Raw genomic sequence first — 14,438 nt, 5'->3', positions numbered from 1 at the left:
GCGTGTTGGTCGGTAACGGCAGGTATATGGCGCAGGCCCCTAAGGGCCGTTGCGTATACGCAACAAGTGCCTCCTACTGATGCCATCTGCCCGAAAAATTGACATTATTGAGGGCTGAAGGTCAGGTGATGTTGGCGATTTCCAACAGCGAGGGGTATGTTGAACGAGCATGGTGAGTACCGGGCGTCATCCGAAGAATCCGATCAACGCTGTCATCGGCGAACTGCCGCAGGGCATCGAGATGGTGCTGGTCCACAAGGGTCACCGCTGGGGCATGTTGGAATGCGTCGTGTGCGGCGCAACCGAGGCGATCTGGTCGACGCCTCGAGACGCCGACAACCACGCGCGACGTCTGCTCAAGTTCGTGGCGCGGCACTCGCACGATGAGGAGGGCTGATATGCCGGTGTACGAGTTCACGATGATCCTCGACAGGGACCTGTCGGACGACGATTACGACAGGCTGTTCGAAGCGGGGCTCGACGACAGCTCTCCAGGTTCCGAGAGCGGCCACGGGTACGTCGCGGTTGCCAGGGAGGCCCCGCGGCTCCTGGATGCGATCGTGTCCGCAGTCCATGACGCAGTCGGCGCCGGACTTCGTCCGGTCGCGATCGCGGACGAGGATCTGGTCACGCTCGGCCAGATCGCCGAGCGCTCTGGCCGAACCCACGAATCCGTCCGGCTGCTCGCCGCCGGACGCCGAGGGCCGGGCGGGTTCCCTGCCGCTGTTGGTTCTGGCAAGACATCCCTCTACTCCTGGGCCGCTGTGTCGGACTGGTTCGCCGAGAAGCTCGGCGTCGTCGTCCAGCCGCACGATGCTGACGCGCGCCTGCTTGCGGCCGCGTCCCACATCCTGCGCGCTCGCGCGCTTGCGCCTACTGAGGATCTCGCGTTGCTCGCCTCCGCCTGATCGGCCCGTTCGCGCTAACCCCTTGCGTCCCGTCTCCGACAACTGGCAAACTGGTTTGCAGTACAAACCAGTTTGAGAGGCGAGGAGCCGACCATGGCGAGCGACCCGACGTCGGGCAGACCTGAGGGCCAGGAAGAAGCGGCGGGCCTCGACCCCGCCGAGATGCTGCGGATGATCCGGCAGCAGCAGGAGGCGGCACGGGACGCGACCGAACCCGACGGTCGCCTGCTGTTCGGCGGCTGGGGCCTCGCGTGGCTGATCGGCTACCTGGCCATGTGGTCCACGGCCCGCGACACGGGCGTGCCCGCGGCCTGGGCCAGCTGGGTGCTCGCCGGGTGCATCGTCGGCGCGACGGCGCTCACCGTCGTGCACAGCGTCACCCGGACGTCCGGCACGCGCGGTGCGAGCGCCCGGGTCGGCGCGATGTACGGCTGGACCTGGTTCCTCGCGTTCGTGGCCTACGGCGTGCTGCTGGGCGCCATGGGCGACGCAGGCGCGTCCTTCGAGGTCCAGGCGATCGCCGGGAACGGTTTCGCGTGTGTGATCGTCGGCCTCCTGTACCTCGCGGGCGGAATGCTCTTCGAGGAGCTCCGGATGTACGCCATCGGCGGCTGGATGCTGGTCACAGCGGTGCTCGCCGCGTTCGCGGGGATGCCCAACACGTACCTCGTGATAGCGGTAGCGGGTGGCGGCGGGTTCCTGGCCATGGTCGCGGTGGAGCAGGTGATCCGCGCACGGCGTCGATCACCCGGGACCGGAGAGCGGACGGAGGGCGGTGGGCGGCGTGCCTGAGGAGCTCGACCCCGTCATCCACGCCCCCGCCCGCCTGCGCGTGGTCGCCTCGCTCGCGGCCCTCGGCCCCGGCGACGAGGTGGCCTTCCCGAAGCTGCGGAAGCTGCTCGACATGACCGCCGGGAACCTGTCGACCCACCTGCGCAAGCTGGAGGACGCCGGGTACGTGCGCGTCACCAAGACTCATGAGGGCAGGACGCCTGCGACCTACCTGGCCCTCACCCCGACCGGCCGCACCGCGTTCGCGGACTACCAGGCGGCACTGATGAACCTTCTGAAGGGAGCACAGGGATGAGTGCGGTAGAGGTGAGGGGAATGACACGGCGTTTCGGCGACGTCGTCGCCCTGGACGACGTATCGCTGGAGGTGGGGCGCGGCGAGCTGGTGGGCATGCTCGGCCCGAACGGGGCCGGCAAGTCCACGCTGCTCTCGCTGGTCAGCGGCCAGCGGCGGCCCGACGCCGGTGTGGTGCGCCTGGACGGCCGCGACCCGCGCGACGCCCGGGCGCGCACGGTGCTCGGCCTGACCCCGCAGGAGACGGGACTGCCCGCGACGCTGCGAGTGCGTGAGGTCGTCGACTTCGTCGGCGGCCACTACCCCGACCCCGTGCCGACGGACGAGCTGCTGGAGCAGTTCGGGCTCGCCGACCTGGGCAAGCGCCAGACCGGTTCGCTGTCCGGCGGGCAGAAGCGGCGGCTCGCCGTCGCCATGTCCCTGGTGGGCCGCCCGAGCGTCGTGCTGCTCGACGAGCCGACCACCGGGCTCGACGTCTCCGGTCGCACCGCGCTGTGGGACGCCATCCGGGAGTACCACGCGAACGGCGGGACGGTGCTGCTCACCTCGCACTACCTGGAGGAGGTGCAGGCCCTGGCCGAGCGGGTCGTCGTCATCGACCACGGCAAGGTGCTCGCCGACGACTCCCTCGGGACGATCCTCTCCCGGGTCGGCGCCCGCCGCGTGCAGTTCACCGACGCCGCCGGGGAGCGGCAGGAGCGCCTCGTCCCCGACTCGGACGTCTTCGTGCGCGAGCTCGTCACGTCCGGCGCGGAGTTCCGCGACCTGGAGATCCGGGGCGCGTCCCTGGAGGAAGCGTTCGGCCAGCTGGTCAACCACGAGGCGACAGAAGGAGCGGTGCGATGAGCGCGGTGGCGAGCACGACGACGTCGGGCGGCAGGACGGGCAGCGGGCACACCCAGCCGTTCCTGAAGCTGTCCTGGCTGCACCTGAAGTACCAGTTCCTGGAGACCGTCCGGATCCCCATCGCGGTGCTCGGGAACGTCCTGTTCCCGTCGCTGACCATGTTCTTCTTCGTCGTGCCGCAGACGGGGATCGCGGGCAACCCCGTGTTCGCGACGACCTCCATCTCCGGCCTCGCGCTGTTCGCGGTCTGCTCGGCGAGCCTGTTCACGTACGGCCTCGGCGTGGCCGAGGACCGGCAGCTGCCGTTCTACCCGTTCCTGCGGTCGCTGCCGACCGGCCCCGGGCCGCAGATGGTCGCCCGCGTGCTGAACGGCGGGATCTTCTCGCTGTTCGGCGTGCTGCCGCTGATCATCATCGGCTGGCTGTTCACGGCGGCCACCGTGACGCCCGGGCAGCTGCTGGTCGGGATCGGGACCATCCTCGCCGTGTCGGTGCCGTTCGTGCTGCTGGGCATGGCGATCGGATACTCGCTGTCGGCCAAGGCGGCACTGCCCGTCGTCCAGATCATCCTGTTCCCGCTGGCCTTCGCGGGCGGGCTGTTCCTGCCGCCCCAGATGTTCCCGGGCTGGCTCGACGCGATCTCGATGGCCACGCCCACCCGGGCCGGCCGTGACCTGCTGGTGCAGGCCACGACGGGCGCTGAGGCCTACTCCCTGGCGCTCCCCGTCCTGGCCGGGTGGACGCTGCTGTTCGTCGTGCTCGCGATCGTCGCCTACCGCAACGACGAGGGCCGCCGCTTCCGCTGAGCCGGTGGTCGCCTACTCCGCGCGGCGCAGCCGCAGGGAGTTCAGCACCACCAGCACCGAGCTCGCCGCCATCGCCCCGCCCGCGATCATCGGGCTGAGCAGGCCCGCCGCCGCCAGCGGGATCGCCGCGACGTTGTACGCGAACGCCCAGAACAGGTTCTGCTTGATGACCCGCAGAGTCTTCCGGGACAGGCGTACGGCGCTCGCGGCGGCCCGCAGGTCGCCGCGGACCAGCGTGATGTCGCTCGCCTCGATCGCGACGTCCGTACCGGTGCCCATCGCGAGACCGAGGTCGGCCGTGGCGAGTGCGGCGGCGTCGTTCACGCCGTCGCCCACCATCGCCACCGTGCGGCCCTCGGCCTGGAGCCGGGCCACCACCGTGGCCTTGTCCGCGGGCAGCACGCGGGCTATGACGTCAGCGTCGGGGATGCCGACGGCCCGCGCCGCGACGAGGGCGGCGCCCTCCGAGTCGCCGGTCAGCAGGTACGGTCGCAGGCCCAGCTCCTGGAGCTCGGCCACTGCCTGCGCCGACGTCGGCTTGGCCGGGTCGCGCAGCGCGATCACGCCGCGGGCGGCCCCGTTCCAGGCCACGGCCACCGCGGTGGCCCCCGCCTCCTCCTGCTGCCGGACGGCGGTACGGACCTCCGCCGGGACGGTCACCCCCTGCTCGACGAGCCAGGCGGGGCGGCCCACCAGGACGCGGCGGGTGTTCAGCGCCCCGCCGAGGGCCAGGCCGGAGTGCGCGCGTCGGACGAGGCCCTCGACACCGCCGCCCGCATGGGCGATGAAGCCCGTGACCTCGAGCGGCGTCCCGGTCTCGGGCTCGCCGGCCGCGCGTCCCGCGGCGGTGAGCGCCCGTGCGATGGGGTGCTCGCTCAGGGACTCGACGGCGGCCGCGTAGCGCAGCACGTCCGGGGCGTCGGTGAGGTGGTTGGCGTCGGTCTCGACGGGTGGGGTCTCGACAGGCTCGACCAGCGGGGCGGTCTCGACCTGCGGAGACCCGGCGCCCCACACGTCGACCACCCGCATGCGGCCCTCGGTGACGGTGCCGGTCTTGTCGAGCACCACCGTGTCCACGCGGCGCGTGCTCTCCAGGATCTCCGGCCCGCGGATCAGCACGCCGAGCTGTGCCCCGCGGCCGGTGCCGACCAGGATCGCCGTCGGCGTGGCCAGACCGAGGGCGCAGGGGCACGCGATGATCAGCACCGCGACGGCGGCGGTGAACGCCGCCTCGACGTCGCCGGTCACGGCCAGCCAGCCGACCAGCGTCAGCGCGGCCAGCACGAGCACGACCGGCACGAACACCGCGGAGATGCGGTCCGCGAGGCGCGCCACGGGGGCCTTGCCCGTCTGCGCCTGGGCCACGAGCCGCCCGATACGGGCAAGCATCGTGTCCTCGCCCACCCGGGTGGCACGTACGAGCAGGTGTCCCGAGGTGCTGACCGTCCCGCCGACGACGTCGTCGCCGGGCGTCACGTCGACAGGCACGGGTTCGCCGGTGACCAGGGAGGTGTCGAGCGCCGAGGCGCCCTCCACCACCGTCCCGTCCGTGGCGACCGTTCCGCCGGGACGGACCGCGAACACGTCCCCGACCTGCAGGGCGGCGACGGGCACGGCAGAGGTGCGCCAGCCGCCGTCGCCGAGACGCAGGGGCGTGCCGTCCGGGCCGAGCGTGATGCGCTCCGCGTCCTTGGCGCCCAGGCTCAGCAGGGCGCGCAGGGCGTCCCCGGCGCGGCGCCGCGACCGGTGCTCGGCGTACCGCCCGGCCAGGAGGAACGTGGTGACCACCGCGCCGACCTCGAAGTACAGGCCGGGGCCCATACCGTCGCCCGCGGGCCGGAACGCGTCGGCGACCAGCACCCACAGCGACCACAGGGTCGCCGCGAGCACCCCGATGGACACGAGCGTGTCCATGGTCGAGCTCGCGTGCCGGGCGGCTCGCACGGCGGCGGTGTGGAACGGCCAGGCGCCCCACGCGACCACGGGCAGCGCCAGGGCGGCGACCGCCCACTCGCTACCCGGGAACGCCAGCGCCGGCACCATCGACAGCAGCAGCACCGGGACCGTCAGCGCCGCCGAGACGCGCAGCCGGCGGAGCAGGTCGTCGCCCCGGTACTCGGTGCCGACCGCCGGGGTCGCGCCCGGCTCGGATCCGGCGCCCGGCTCGCCGCTGGTCCTCGTCGCCTCGGACGTGCTCGACCCGTTCGCCGCCCGCCGCCGCGTCACCTGCGCGCCGTACCCCGCCGACTCGACGGCGGCGACCAGGTCCTGGTCGGTGACTGCCTCCGATAGCACGACGTGGGCCGACTCCAGGGGCAGGTTCACGGTGGCGGCGACCCCGTCGAGCCGGTTGAGCTTGCGCTCGACCCGGGCCACGCACGAGGCGCAGGTCATCCCGGACACGGCGAGCTCGACCTCGCCGACGAGATGCGGCGCTTCAACGACAGTCACGGTTCTCCTGGGAATGGGGGTGTCGGACGCGGTCGTCCTCGAGGGCCCGGGCCACTCTGCTCTGAAACGGTTCAGTGGGGAGAAATCCGGGCCTCGAAAGGGGGTGACGGCCGGTCCGACGAACTTCGGAAACGGTCAGGACGAGATGATCGGCAGCGACCGGTTCGCCTGTCGGGCCGGGGCCTGTGCCGCCGACTCGGCGGCCACCGCGTTCTCGAGCACCTCGACGTCGGTCACGTCGTAGCCCGCCTCGTCCACGGCGTCCCGCAGCGGCGCCTCGGCCAGGGGCAGCTTGGAGATCACGCGCACCAGCGAGGTGTCGCCGGCGTGCAGCTCGACGCTGACGTCCTGGACGTCCGGGACGCCCTTGAGCTCGTTGGTCACGGCGGACACGCAGTGGCCGCAGGTCATACCGGTCACGGCGAGCTTGGTCACAGTGGTCATATCGTCTCCTCGGATGGCGGGCTGATCTGCACGCAGCTGATGGGTGTTCACATGCGGACGAGGCGAGCGATCGCCTCGGCGGCTTCCTTGACCTTGGCGGCGCCCTCGTCGTCGGACGCCTTGGCCGCGTCGACCACGCAGTGCCCCAGGTGATCCTCGACCAGCGCGAGGCTCACCGCCTGCAGGGCCTTCGTCACGGCGCTCACCTGGGTGAGCACGTCGATGCAGTACGTGTCCTCGTCGATCATGCGCGCGATGCCGCGCACCTGTCCCTCGATACGACGCATCCGCTTGAGGTAAGCGGGCTTGTCGGACGCGTAGCCGTGCGGCTCGTCGTGCGAACCGGCCAGGTCAGGGTCCGTGTCATGGTGATCATGCTGCCCGACGGCGACCACAGCCGCCTCGGTGGTCTCCGTCGCCTCGGTCATTCCTCAATCAGATACCCCGGCGGGGTAAAGAGTCAAACGCCCAGGCCAGCGGTGCATAAACGGCACTGACCCGCAGGTATATCGGCTATCTTTCGTCCTGGACACCCCAGGTTCTTGCACGAGAGGCACCCCACAGGCATGGCCGCCCCGATGACCCGTCGCTTCATGCTCGCCGCACTTGTCGCCGGCCCGCTCGCTCTCACGACGGCGAGCGCGGCACCCGCGGCCGCTCCCGCTCGTGAGCCGGCGATCCGCGCCGTCGCCCGGACAGCAAGGGAGCAGCACCCGCTCCGGATCCACATCGCCGGCGACTCGACCGCCGCGCAGAAGTACGCTCCCGCCGCCCCCGAGACCGGCTGGGGCATGGCGCTGCCCTGGTACGTCGCGGAGCGGACGGAGGTGCTCAACCACGCGATGAACGGGCGCAGCTCCCGGACCTTCGTCGAGGAGGGGCGTCTCGCCGCGATCCTGGCCGACCTCCGCCCCGGTGACGTGCTGCTCGTCCAGTTCGGGCACAACGACGAGAAGTCCGACCCGCTGGTCCGCACCGACCCGTGGACCGCCTACCAGTCCTTCCTGCGCCTCTACGTCGACGGCGCGCGGCAGCGGGGTGCCGTGCCGGTGCTGCTCACCCCCGCCGAACGGTGGCGGTTCGACGCCGACGGCAACGCGGTCGCGACCCACGGGCGCTACCCGGACGCGATGCGCGCGCTGGCCGCGGACGAGGGTGTTCCCCTCATCGACATCACCGCGCAGACCATCGCTCGGTGGCAGCAGCTCGGGCCCCAGCTCAGCCGGCTCAACTTCCTGCACACCGCGGAGGGCTTCGACGACAACACGCACTTCAACGCCACGGGCGCGGGTGTGGTGGGGCAGATGGTGGCACGAGGGCTGCTCGCCGCCGGGGTCCTCGCCGAGAACGCGCTGCGCCGTCTCGACGAGGACGTCCCGGCCTCGTGGATCACGTGGCCGGAGACGGCCTCCGCCGTGGCGTGACGGTCAGCGCGTCAGGTTGCCGATGACGATGGCGACGAGGGCCACGGCTGCCCAGAGCACCAGGCCCCACCGCCACCAGAGGTTCAGCGTGAGCTTGCTGGGCGCGTCGAGCTGCATGGCCTCCTCGTCCGAGAGCGGCCGCGTGGCCCACCCGGCCTCGGTGGCGGTCGCCAGGCTGTACTTCAGGCCCCACGAGACCCGGAGCAGCCAGAACAGGTGGAAGTACGAGTAGCGCAGCACCAGGGCTCGCCCCGCGTCGAGCGGCGCAGTCTTGCTCTTGCTGCCCCAGCCGAAGAAGACCATGTTTCGTTCCCTCATCTCGAACCCTGCGCACGGTGCGCAGGGCTCGCAGATTGTGACAGAACATGGCATTGCGGTCAGTGGGTAGACCTCCCCACAGACGGCCGGCCGCCGGGCGGGCCCAGGACGGGTCAGGCGGACGCCGCTGCCGCCGCGCGCGCTGCCGCCGGGAGGGCGTCGAGGATGCGTGACACCGCCGCGTCGTCGTGCGCGGCGGAGACGAACCAGGCCTCGAAGACCGACGGCGGCAGGTTGACCCCGGACTCCAGCATCGAGTGGAAGAACGGCGTGTACCGGTACGTCTCGGCGGCCTGCGCCTGCGCGTAGTCGCGCACGCCCGACGCAGCGGCCAGCGGGCCGAAGAACACCGAGAACAGGGAGCCGGCCCGCTGCACGCGGTGCTCCACCCCTGCGGCGGACAGCGCGTCGCCGACGGCGTCGGACAGCACCCGCGACACCTCGTTCACGCGGCCGTACACGGCGTCGTCGGCCAGCCGCAGGGTCGCCAGGCCAGAGGCGACCGCCACGGGGTTACCCGACAGCGTGCCCGCCTGGTAGACGGGCCCGAGGGGCGCCAGGTGGTCCATGATCGACGCCGGCCCGCCCAGCGCGGCCACCGGCATGCCGCCGCCGACCACCTTGCCGAACGTGAACAGGTCGGGCGTGTAGCCATCGCCCCCGGCGGCGCGGATGGCCTCGTTCTCGAGCCCCCACCAGCCGGACGGACCCACGCGGAACCCGGTGAGCACCTCGTCCATGATGAACAGCGCGCCGTGCGTCGCCGTGATCCGCCGCAGGCCCTCGTTGAACCCCTCGGCGGGCGGCACCACACCCATGTTCGCGGGCGACGCCTCGGTGATGACCGCGGCGATCTCCGAGCCGCGCTGCGCGAACGCCGCCTCGACGGCCGCGAGGTCGTTGTAGGGCAGCACCAGCGTCTCGGCGGCGGTCGCCTCGGTGACGCCCGCCGAACCCGGCAGTGCGAGCGTCGCGACGCCCGACCCGGCCTCGGCCAGCAGCGCGTCCATGTGCCCGTGGTAGCAGCCGGCGAACTTGACCACGAGCGGCCGGCCCGTGAACCCGCGGGCGAGGCGGATCGCCGTCATCGTCGCCTCCGTACCCGTGGAGACCAGACGGACGCGCTCGGCGGCGGGCACCCGGCGCCGGACCTCCTCCGCGAGGTCCACCTCGGCGACCGTCGGGGCGCCGAACGACAGGCCGCGCGCTGCGGCGTCCTGCACCGCGGCGACGACCTCGGGGTGCGCGTGCCCCAGCAGCGCCGGACCCCACGAGCAGACCAGGTCCACGTACTCGCGCCCCGCGACGTCCGTGACGTACGGGCCGCTCGCCGAGGCGAGGAACCGCGGGTCGCCGCCCACGCTGCCGTAGGCGCGCACGGGCGAGTTCACGCCGCCCGGGATCGCGCCCTGCGCACGCAGGAACGCCGCGTGGTTCGCCTCGGGCGCCCGACGCAGGGCCTGGGTCTCGATCGCCTCGGTCACTTGATCCACTCCGCAATCTCCAGGGCCCAGTACGTGAGGATCACGTTCGCGCCCGCTCGCTTGATGCTCGTCACCGACTCCAGGACGGCCCGGTCCCGGTCGATCCAGCCGTTCGCGCCGGCCGCCTCGATCATCGCGTACTCGCCCGACACCTGGTACGCCGCCACCGGCACGTCGCTCCGGTCGGCGACCGCGCGCAGCACGTCCAGGTACGACCCGGCAGGCTTCACCATGACGATGTCGGCGCCCTCGGCGAGGTCCAGGTCGGCCTCGCGCAGACCCTCGCGGGCGTTCGCGAAGTCCATCTGGTACGTCTTGCGGTCGCCCTTGAGCTCCGAGTCCACGGCCTCGCGGAACGGGCCGTAGTAGGCGCTCGCGTACTTGGCGCTGTAGGCCAGGATGCTCGTGTCGAGGAAGTCCGCGTCGTCCAGCGCGTCGCGGATCATCGCCACCTGGCCGTCCATCATGCCGGACGGCGAGATGACGTCCGCGCCCGCCCTCGCCTGCGCCACCGCCATGGAGGCGTAGCGGGCGAGCGTCGTGTCGTTGTCCACAGCCCCTGTGGACGTCAGGACGCCGCAGTGGCCGTGGTCGGTGAACTCGTCCAGGCAGGTGTCCGCCATGAGCACGGGGGTGGCCGTACCCGCCGGAACCTCGTCCAGCACCTTGCGCGACGCCCGCAGCGCCCGCTGCAGGATCCCGTCCTCTGCGTCGGCCTGCGATCCGGTCGCGTCCTTGACCGTCGGGATGCCGAACAGCATGACGCCGCCGAGTCCCGCGTCCCGTGCGGCCCGCACCGCGTCCACCAGGGACTCCTCGGTGTGCTGCACCTGCCCGGGCATGCTCGTCAGCGGCGCGGGCTCGGTCAGCCCCTCCTTGACGAAGAGGGGCAGCACCAGGTCGGCCGGGTGCAGCCGAGTCTCCGCGACCAGGCGGCGCATGCCGGGTGTGGCACGCAGGCGACGTGGTCGGTACACGATCCCGGTGGAGCTCAAGGTGTCCTACTTTCTGTTCGGCTCGTTGGTTGTCAGACGGCCAGGTCACCAGCGTGACCTGAGCCTCTGACAGGTGCATCAGGTTCTGACAAGTGCCTCGGCCACGGCATCGGCCAGGGCCTCGTCCGTGGGCTCGGCGGCGGTCGCGAGCACCGTGTGCCCGACGACTCGTGCCGTGCCGGCCGACGGCTCACCGATCGCGACCACCCGCTGCGGGCCCAGCTGGGCCGCGACCTGGCGGGCGGCCGAGCCCGAGGCGACCACGACGACGTCGTACGGCCGGCGGAGCTCCGGCGGGAGCTCGCGCGTGACCGTCCGGTACGCGGTCACGACGTCGACCGCCCAGCCCTTGGCCACGAGGCCGCTGCGCAGGGTGTCGGAGGCGAGGTCGCCGAGCGGGAGCAGCACGCGGGGCTCGTGGTCCAGGTCTCCCGCGTCCGCGGCGGGGAACACGTCGGCGAGCCCGGCACCGGTCGCGACGTCGGGCACCAGGTCGACGGCCAGCCCGTGCTCGGCCAGCGCCTGCCGCGTCGCCGGCCCGACGGCGGCCCACCGGACGGGCTCGCCAGTGACCCGGCCGGTCGGTGCCGGTACGTCTCCGGTCGCGGATCCGAGCAGCGCGTCCACCGCGTTCACGCTCGTGACCCCGACCCAGTCGTACGCGCCCCGGGCGAGACGCTCGCGGGCGGCGTCGAGCTCCGCCAGGTCCTCGACCGGTGCCCGCTCGATGACGGGCGCCGCCACGGCGCAGTGCCCTTGCTCGCGCAGCAGCGCGAGCAGCCCGGCGGCCCGCCCCGGCGCGCGCGCCACCAGCACCACCGGGTGTCCGGCGGAGTCGGCCGGCTCGATGGGGAGGACCGCCTCGGTCACGCCTTCTCCGGGACGGTCGCGCTCAGCGGTGCGAGCCGCTCCGCGCCGTCGGCCAGCAGGTGCTCGGCCACGGAGATGCCCAGCGCGCGGGCGGCGTCGTCGAGGTCCTCGGGGGCGACGTCCTGGGAGAGCCGCGTCTCGCCGCTGCGGGACATCTGCTCGGTGCCGTCCACGGCGGCGACCACGGACCGCAGCTGGAGCGCGGCCCCGGCCACGGTCGCGTAGGCCCCGACGGGCGCGGCGCAACCGGCCTCCAGCCGCGCCAGCACCGAACGCTCGGCGAGCACGGCCAGGCGGGTCGGGCGGTGGTCGAGCAGGTGGATCGCATCGGCGAGGCCCTGTCCAGCGGCGTCGGCGGGGGCCACGAGGTCGGCGGTGCGGACCTCGACGGCGAGCGCGCCCTGGCCGGGGGCCGGGGCCACGACGTCGACGTCGAGCACCTCGCTGATCACCTCGGTGCGGCCCAGCCGGGCCAGGCCCGCGTAGGCGAGGACGACGGCGTCGAGGTCGGCGTCAGGGCCGAGCGCCCGGTCGAGCCGGGTGCCGACGTTGCCGCGGATGTCGACGACCTCCAGGTCCGGCCGGGCGGCGCGGATCTGGGCTGCCCGGCGGGGCGAGCCGGTGCCCACGCGCCCCCCGCGGGGGAGCGTCGCGAGGGTGAGCCCGTCGCGCGCGCACAGGGCGTCGCGCGGGTCGGCACGCTCGGGCGTCACGTAGGTGAGGTCGGGCGCGGGGGTGGTCGGCAGGTCCTTGAGGGAGTGGACGGCGACGTCGCAGCGTCCGTCGAGCAGCGCCTCCCGCAGGGCCGTCACGAAGACCCCGGTGCCGCCCAGGCTGGCCAGGCTGCCGGTCTTCACGTCGCCCTCGGTCCGGATGTGCACCAGCTCGACCGGCCGGCCGGTCAGCTCCTCCAGGCGCTTGGCCACCAGACCGCTCTGGGTGGTGGCGAGGGCGCTCGCGCGCGTACCGAGACGGATCGGCGCGGCGTCTCCCGGGACGCTTCCTGGTGTGCTGACGGCGAGGGGGGTCGGGGTCACTATCCCAGTCTCCACCCGAACCCCCGCCTGGAGGAAACGCGGCGGCCTATCTCACATCCTTGCTGGCGGACTGTCAGAACGTTCTGTCAGAACGCGCCGTTCCGGGTCGTTCCGGGCTCGCCGAGCCGCTCCGCCGTGCGCCGCGCGTGTCCGACGATCGCCGCCAGACCCGTGCCCGCGATCCAGCCGCCCGTGGCGTCGAGGCCGGGCTCGGTCAGCACCGCCTGCTCGAACTCCCTGATCGCGGCCCGGTAGGCAGGTGTCGGCGGGGGGAGTGCGCCGTCCCAGTGCTGGTGCAGGACGTCCCGCACCCGGCCGGTCAGATCGACGCCGAGCAGCGCCGACGCGTCGCGGGCGGCCTCCTCGGCGGTGGGCTGCGGCGTCGGCTCGCCGATGCGGCCGTAGCTGAGGCGCACCACGTGCCGGCCGGGGCCGACTGCGTCGCGCATCCGGCGGGCCAGCCACGGCCACTTCGCCGTCGCATGGGTCAGGGCCTTGGCGCGGACGGCGCCCGGGGTGGTCCCGGGGGCCACGAGCATCCCGGAACCGCGTGGGGCGGCGTCCAGCTCGGGCGCCTCCAGCAGGAGCGTGACCAGGCGGATGTCGGCGCCGCATTCAGGGGCGGGCGGCAGGGCGAGCCCGCCGACCCGCGCCTCGTCGAGATCGGTCTCTTGTTGGGCGTGCGCTTCGAGTTCGGTCGGTTGCCTCGAGATCGGTCGTTTGATCGACCGATCTCGAGGCAACCGACCGATCTCAGCGACCGCCGTGGGCGAAGGACCGAAGTCGGGACGGGTCGCGAGCACCAGCCGCGGCGCGCGCAGCGCCTGGCCGTTCTCGGTGCGGACCAGCCAGTCGGCGTCCGCCCGCTCCACGCCGACCACCCGCGCCCCCAGCCGCACGTCCAGGCGCGCCACCAGAGCGTTCACCAGAGCGTGGACACCGCCGTCGATCCCGCGCACCGCCGAACCAGGGGGAGCCGCCGCCCGCAGCGACGCCACCGCCCGCGAGAGGGACCCCGTCCGGGCGTATGCGTCGAGCAGCCCGGGCGCGACGGCAGCGACGTCGAGCCGGTCGAGCGGCGCCGAGTGCACGCCGGCCGCGACGGGCGTGACCAGTCGATCCGCCACCCGGGACCCGAGCCGAGACCGCGCGAACGTCCCGAGGTCGGTCGTGTCCACGAACCGGGCGGGCAGCATCCGGTCCAGCGTCCCGCGCAGCGCGCCCGGCCAGCCGATCGCGCGCCGCACGTCCGCGGCCCACGGCCGCGAGGGGATCCCGAGCACCCCGGCGGCGGGCAGCGGGAACGCCCGCCCGGCGGCGTAGCCCCAGGCGGAGAGTGCGGCGGGCGCCTCGACGTCCAGCCCCAGCTCCTCCGCCAACTCGTCGACGATGCCGCCGCGCACGGCGAACGACTCCGCGCCGAGGTCCAGCGGGACGTCCGGCAGCGAGGCGAAGGCCCCGCCACGGATCGGTCCGCCGGCCTGGTCGGCCGCCTCCAGGACGACGACGCGCAGCCCGCGCGCCGCGAGCGTGTGCGCGGCGACGAGCCCGCCGATCCCGGCCCCGACGACCACGGCGTCGGCCATCTCGGGCGACTCGGTCATCTCGGGTGCCGAAGACCGAGGCTCGCGAGGGTCGTCCTCGTTGACCATGCAGTTGCTGCCAGTCGAGTCGCAATCTTGGCAGCAACTGCATGGTCAAAGATCACCGCCCCGGCCGCCCCCGTCCAGGCCCCGGCCAGCCCGGCCAGCCCGGCCAGCCCGGCCACC

16 protein-coding genes are annotated in these 14,438 nt (G+C 73.0%); 7 read left to right on the top strand and 9 right to left on the bottom strand.

Features of this window, described 5'->3' with window-relative positions:
- Nucleotides 1–169 precede the first annotated feature (169 nt).
- The 6 genes from ACNYC2_RS27050 (at nt 170) to ACNYC2_RS27025 (ending at nt 3,646) form a co-directional block, all read left to right on the top strand.
- A complete protein-coding gene (locus tag ACNYC2_RS27050) occupies nt 170–397 on the top strand; it encodes a hypothetical protein (protein ID WP_419704708.1) in 228 nt (75 codons plus the stop codon).
- A gap of 1 nt (nt 398) precedes the next feature.
- A complete protein-coding gene (locus ACNYC2_RS27045; RefSeq protein WP_419704707.1) occupies nt 399–908 on the top strand; it encodes a hypothetical protein in 510 nt (169 codons plus the stop codon).
- A 93-nt stretch (nt 909–1,001) separates the two neighbouring features.
- Entirely contained in the window at nt 1,002–1,700 is a 699-nt protein-coding gene (locus tag ACNYC2_RS27040; RefSeq protein ID WP_419704706.1) for a hypothetical protein, read from the top strand.
- Nucleotides 1,693–1,995: a transcriptional regulator gene (locus tag ACNYC2_RS27035; RefSeq protein WP_419704705.1), complete on the top strand. Its 303-nt coding sequence runs from the start codon at nt 1,693–1,695 to the stop codon at nt 1,993–1,995. The genes ACNYC2_RS27040 and ACNYC2_RS27035 overlap by 8 nt, the downstream gene beginning before the upstream one ends.
- A 20-nt stretch (nt 1,996–2,015) precedes the next feature.
- Complete coding sequence (locus ACNYC2_RS27030; RefSeq protein ID WP_419704704.1) at nt 2,016–2,840, top strand: ABC transporter ATP-binding protein; 825 nt, start codon at nt 2,016–2,018, stop codon at nt 2,838–2,840.
- Complete coding sequence (locus tag ACNYC2_RS27025) at nt 2,837–3,646, top strand: ABC transporter permease (protein ID WP_419704703.1); 810 nt, start codon at nt 2,837–2,839, stop codon at nt 3,644–3,646. Before ACNYC2_RS27030 ends, ACNYC2_RS27025 begins: the two co-directional genes overlap by 4 nt.
- A 12-nt stretch (nt 3,647–3,658) precedes the next feature.
- On the opposite strand, the gene ACNYC2_RS27020 is transcribed toward ACNYC2_RS27025, so the two are convergent.
- The 3 genes from ACNYC2_RS27020 to ACNYC2_RS27010 all read right to left on the bottom strand — a co-directional run bounded on the left by ACNYC2_RS27020 (nt 3,659) and on the right by ACNYC2_RS27010 (nt 6,969).
- Nucleotides 3,659–6,040 (bottom strand): heavy metal translocating P-type ATPase, encoded by a 2,382-nt coding sequence (locus tag ACNYC2_RS27020; RefSeq protein WP_419707913.1) that lies wholly within the window; start codon nt 6,038–6,040, stop codon nt 3,659–3,661.
- Between the two features lie 192 nt (nt 6,041–6,232).
- Nucleotides 6,233–6,541 carry a heavy-metal-associated domain-containing protein gene (locus ACNYC2_RS27015; RefSeq protein ID WP_116673181.1) on the bottom strand — a complete coding sequence of 103 codons (309 nt, stop codon included), beginning with the start codon at nt 6,539–6,541 and terminating at the stop codon, nt 6,233–6,235.
- 47 nt (nt 6,542–6,588) lie between these two features.
- Nucleotides 6,589–6,969 (bottom strand): metal-sensitive transcriptional regulator, encoded by a 381-nt coding sequence (locus tag ACNYC2_RS27010; protein WP_419704702.1) that lies wholly within the window; start codon nt 6,967–6,969, stop codon nt 6,589–6,591.
- A 138-nt stretch (nt 6,970–7,107) separates the two neighbouring features.
- Here ACNYC2_RS27010 and ACNYC2_RS27005 point away from each other — a divergent pair, with 138 nt between their 5' ends.
- On the top strand, nt 7,108–7,965 hold the full coding sequence (locus ACNYC2_RS27005) for a rhamnogalacturonan acetylesterase (RefSeq protein ID WP_419704701.1): 858 nt from the start codon (nt 7,108–7,110) through the stop codon (nt 7,963–7,965).
- Between the two features lie 3 nt (nt 7,966–7,968).
- Here ACNYC2_RS27005 and ACNYC2_RS27000 read toward each other — a convergent pair whose 3' ends face one another.
- From ACNYC2_RS27000 to ACNYC2_RS26975, 6 genes are all read right to left on the bottom strand, one after another.
- Nucleotides 7,969–8,283, bottom strand: coding sequence for a hypothetical protein (locus ACNYC2_RS27000; protein WP_419704700.1), 315 nt, complete (start codon nt 8,281–8,283; stop codon nt 7,969–7,971).
- A gap of 113 nt (nt 8,284–8,396) precedes the next feature.
- A complete protein-coding gene (gene hemL / locus ACNYC2_RS26995; RefSeq protein ID WP_419704699.1) occupies nt 8,397–9,767 on the bottom strand; it encodes a glutamate-1-semialdehyde 2,1-aminomutase in 1,371 nt (456 codons plus the stop codon).
- Entirely contained in the window at nt 9,764–10,708 is a 945-nt protein-coding gene (hemB, locus tag ACNYC2_RS26990) for a porphobilinogen synthase (protein WP_419707912.1), read from the bottom strand. Before hemB ends, hemL begins: the two co-directional genes overlap by 4 nt.
- Before the next feature lie 132 nt (nt 10,709–10,840).
- Entirely contained in the window at nt 10,841–11,632 is a 792-nt protein-coding gene (locus tag ACNYC2_RS26985; RefSeq protein WP_419704698.1) for a uroporphyrinogen-III synthase, read from the bottom strand.
- Entirely contained in the window at nt 11,629–12,669 is a 1,041-nt protein-coding gene (gene hemC, locus ACNYC2_RS26980) for a hydroxymethylbilane synthase (protein ID WP_419704697.1), read from the bottom strand. The genes ACNYC2_RS26985 and hemC overlap by 4 nt, the downstream gene beginning before the upstream one ends.
- A gap of 86 nt (nt 12,670–12,755) precedes the next feature.
- On the bottom strand, nt 12,756–14,273 hold the full coding sequence (locus tag ACNYC2_RS26975) for a protoporphyrinogen/coproporphyrinogen oxidase (RefSeq protein ID WP_419704696.1): 1,518 nt from the start codon (nt 14,271–14,273) through the stop codon (nt 12,756–12,758).
- Between the last annotated feature and the right edge of the window lie 165 nt (nt 14,274–14,438).

Source organism: Promicromonospora sp. NFX87, assembly GCF_048564965.1.
Lineage (GTDB): Bacteria > Actinomycetota > Actinomycetes > Actinomycetales > Cellulomonadaceae > Promicromonospora.
This window is presented reverse-complemented; position numbering and strand designations above follow the sequence as displayed.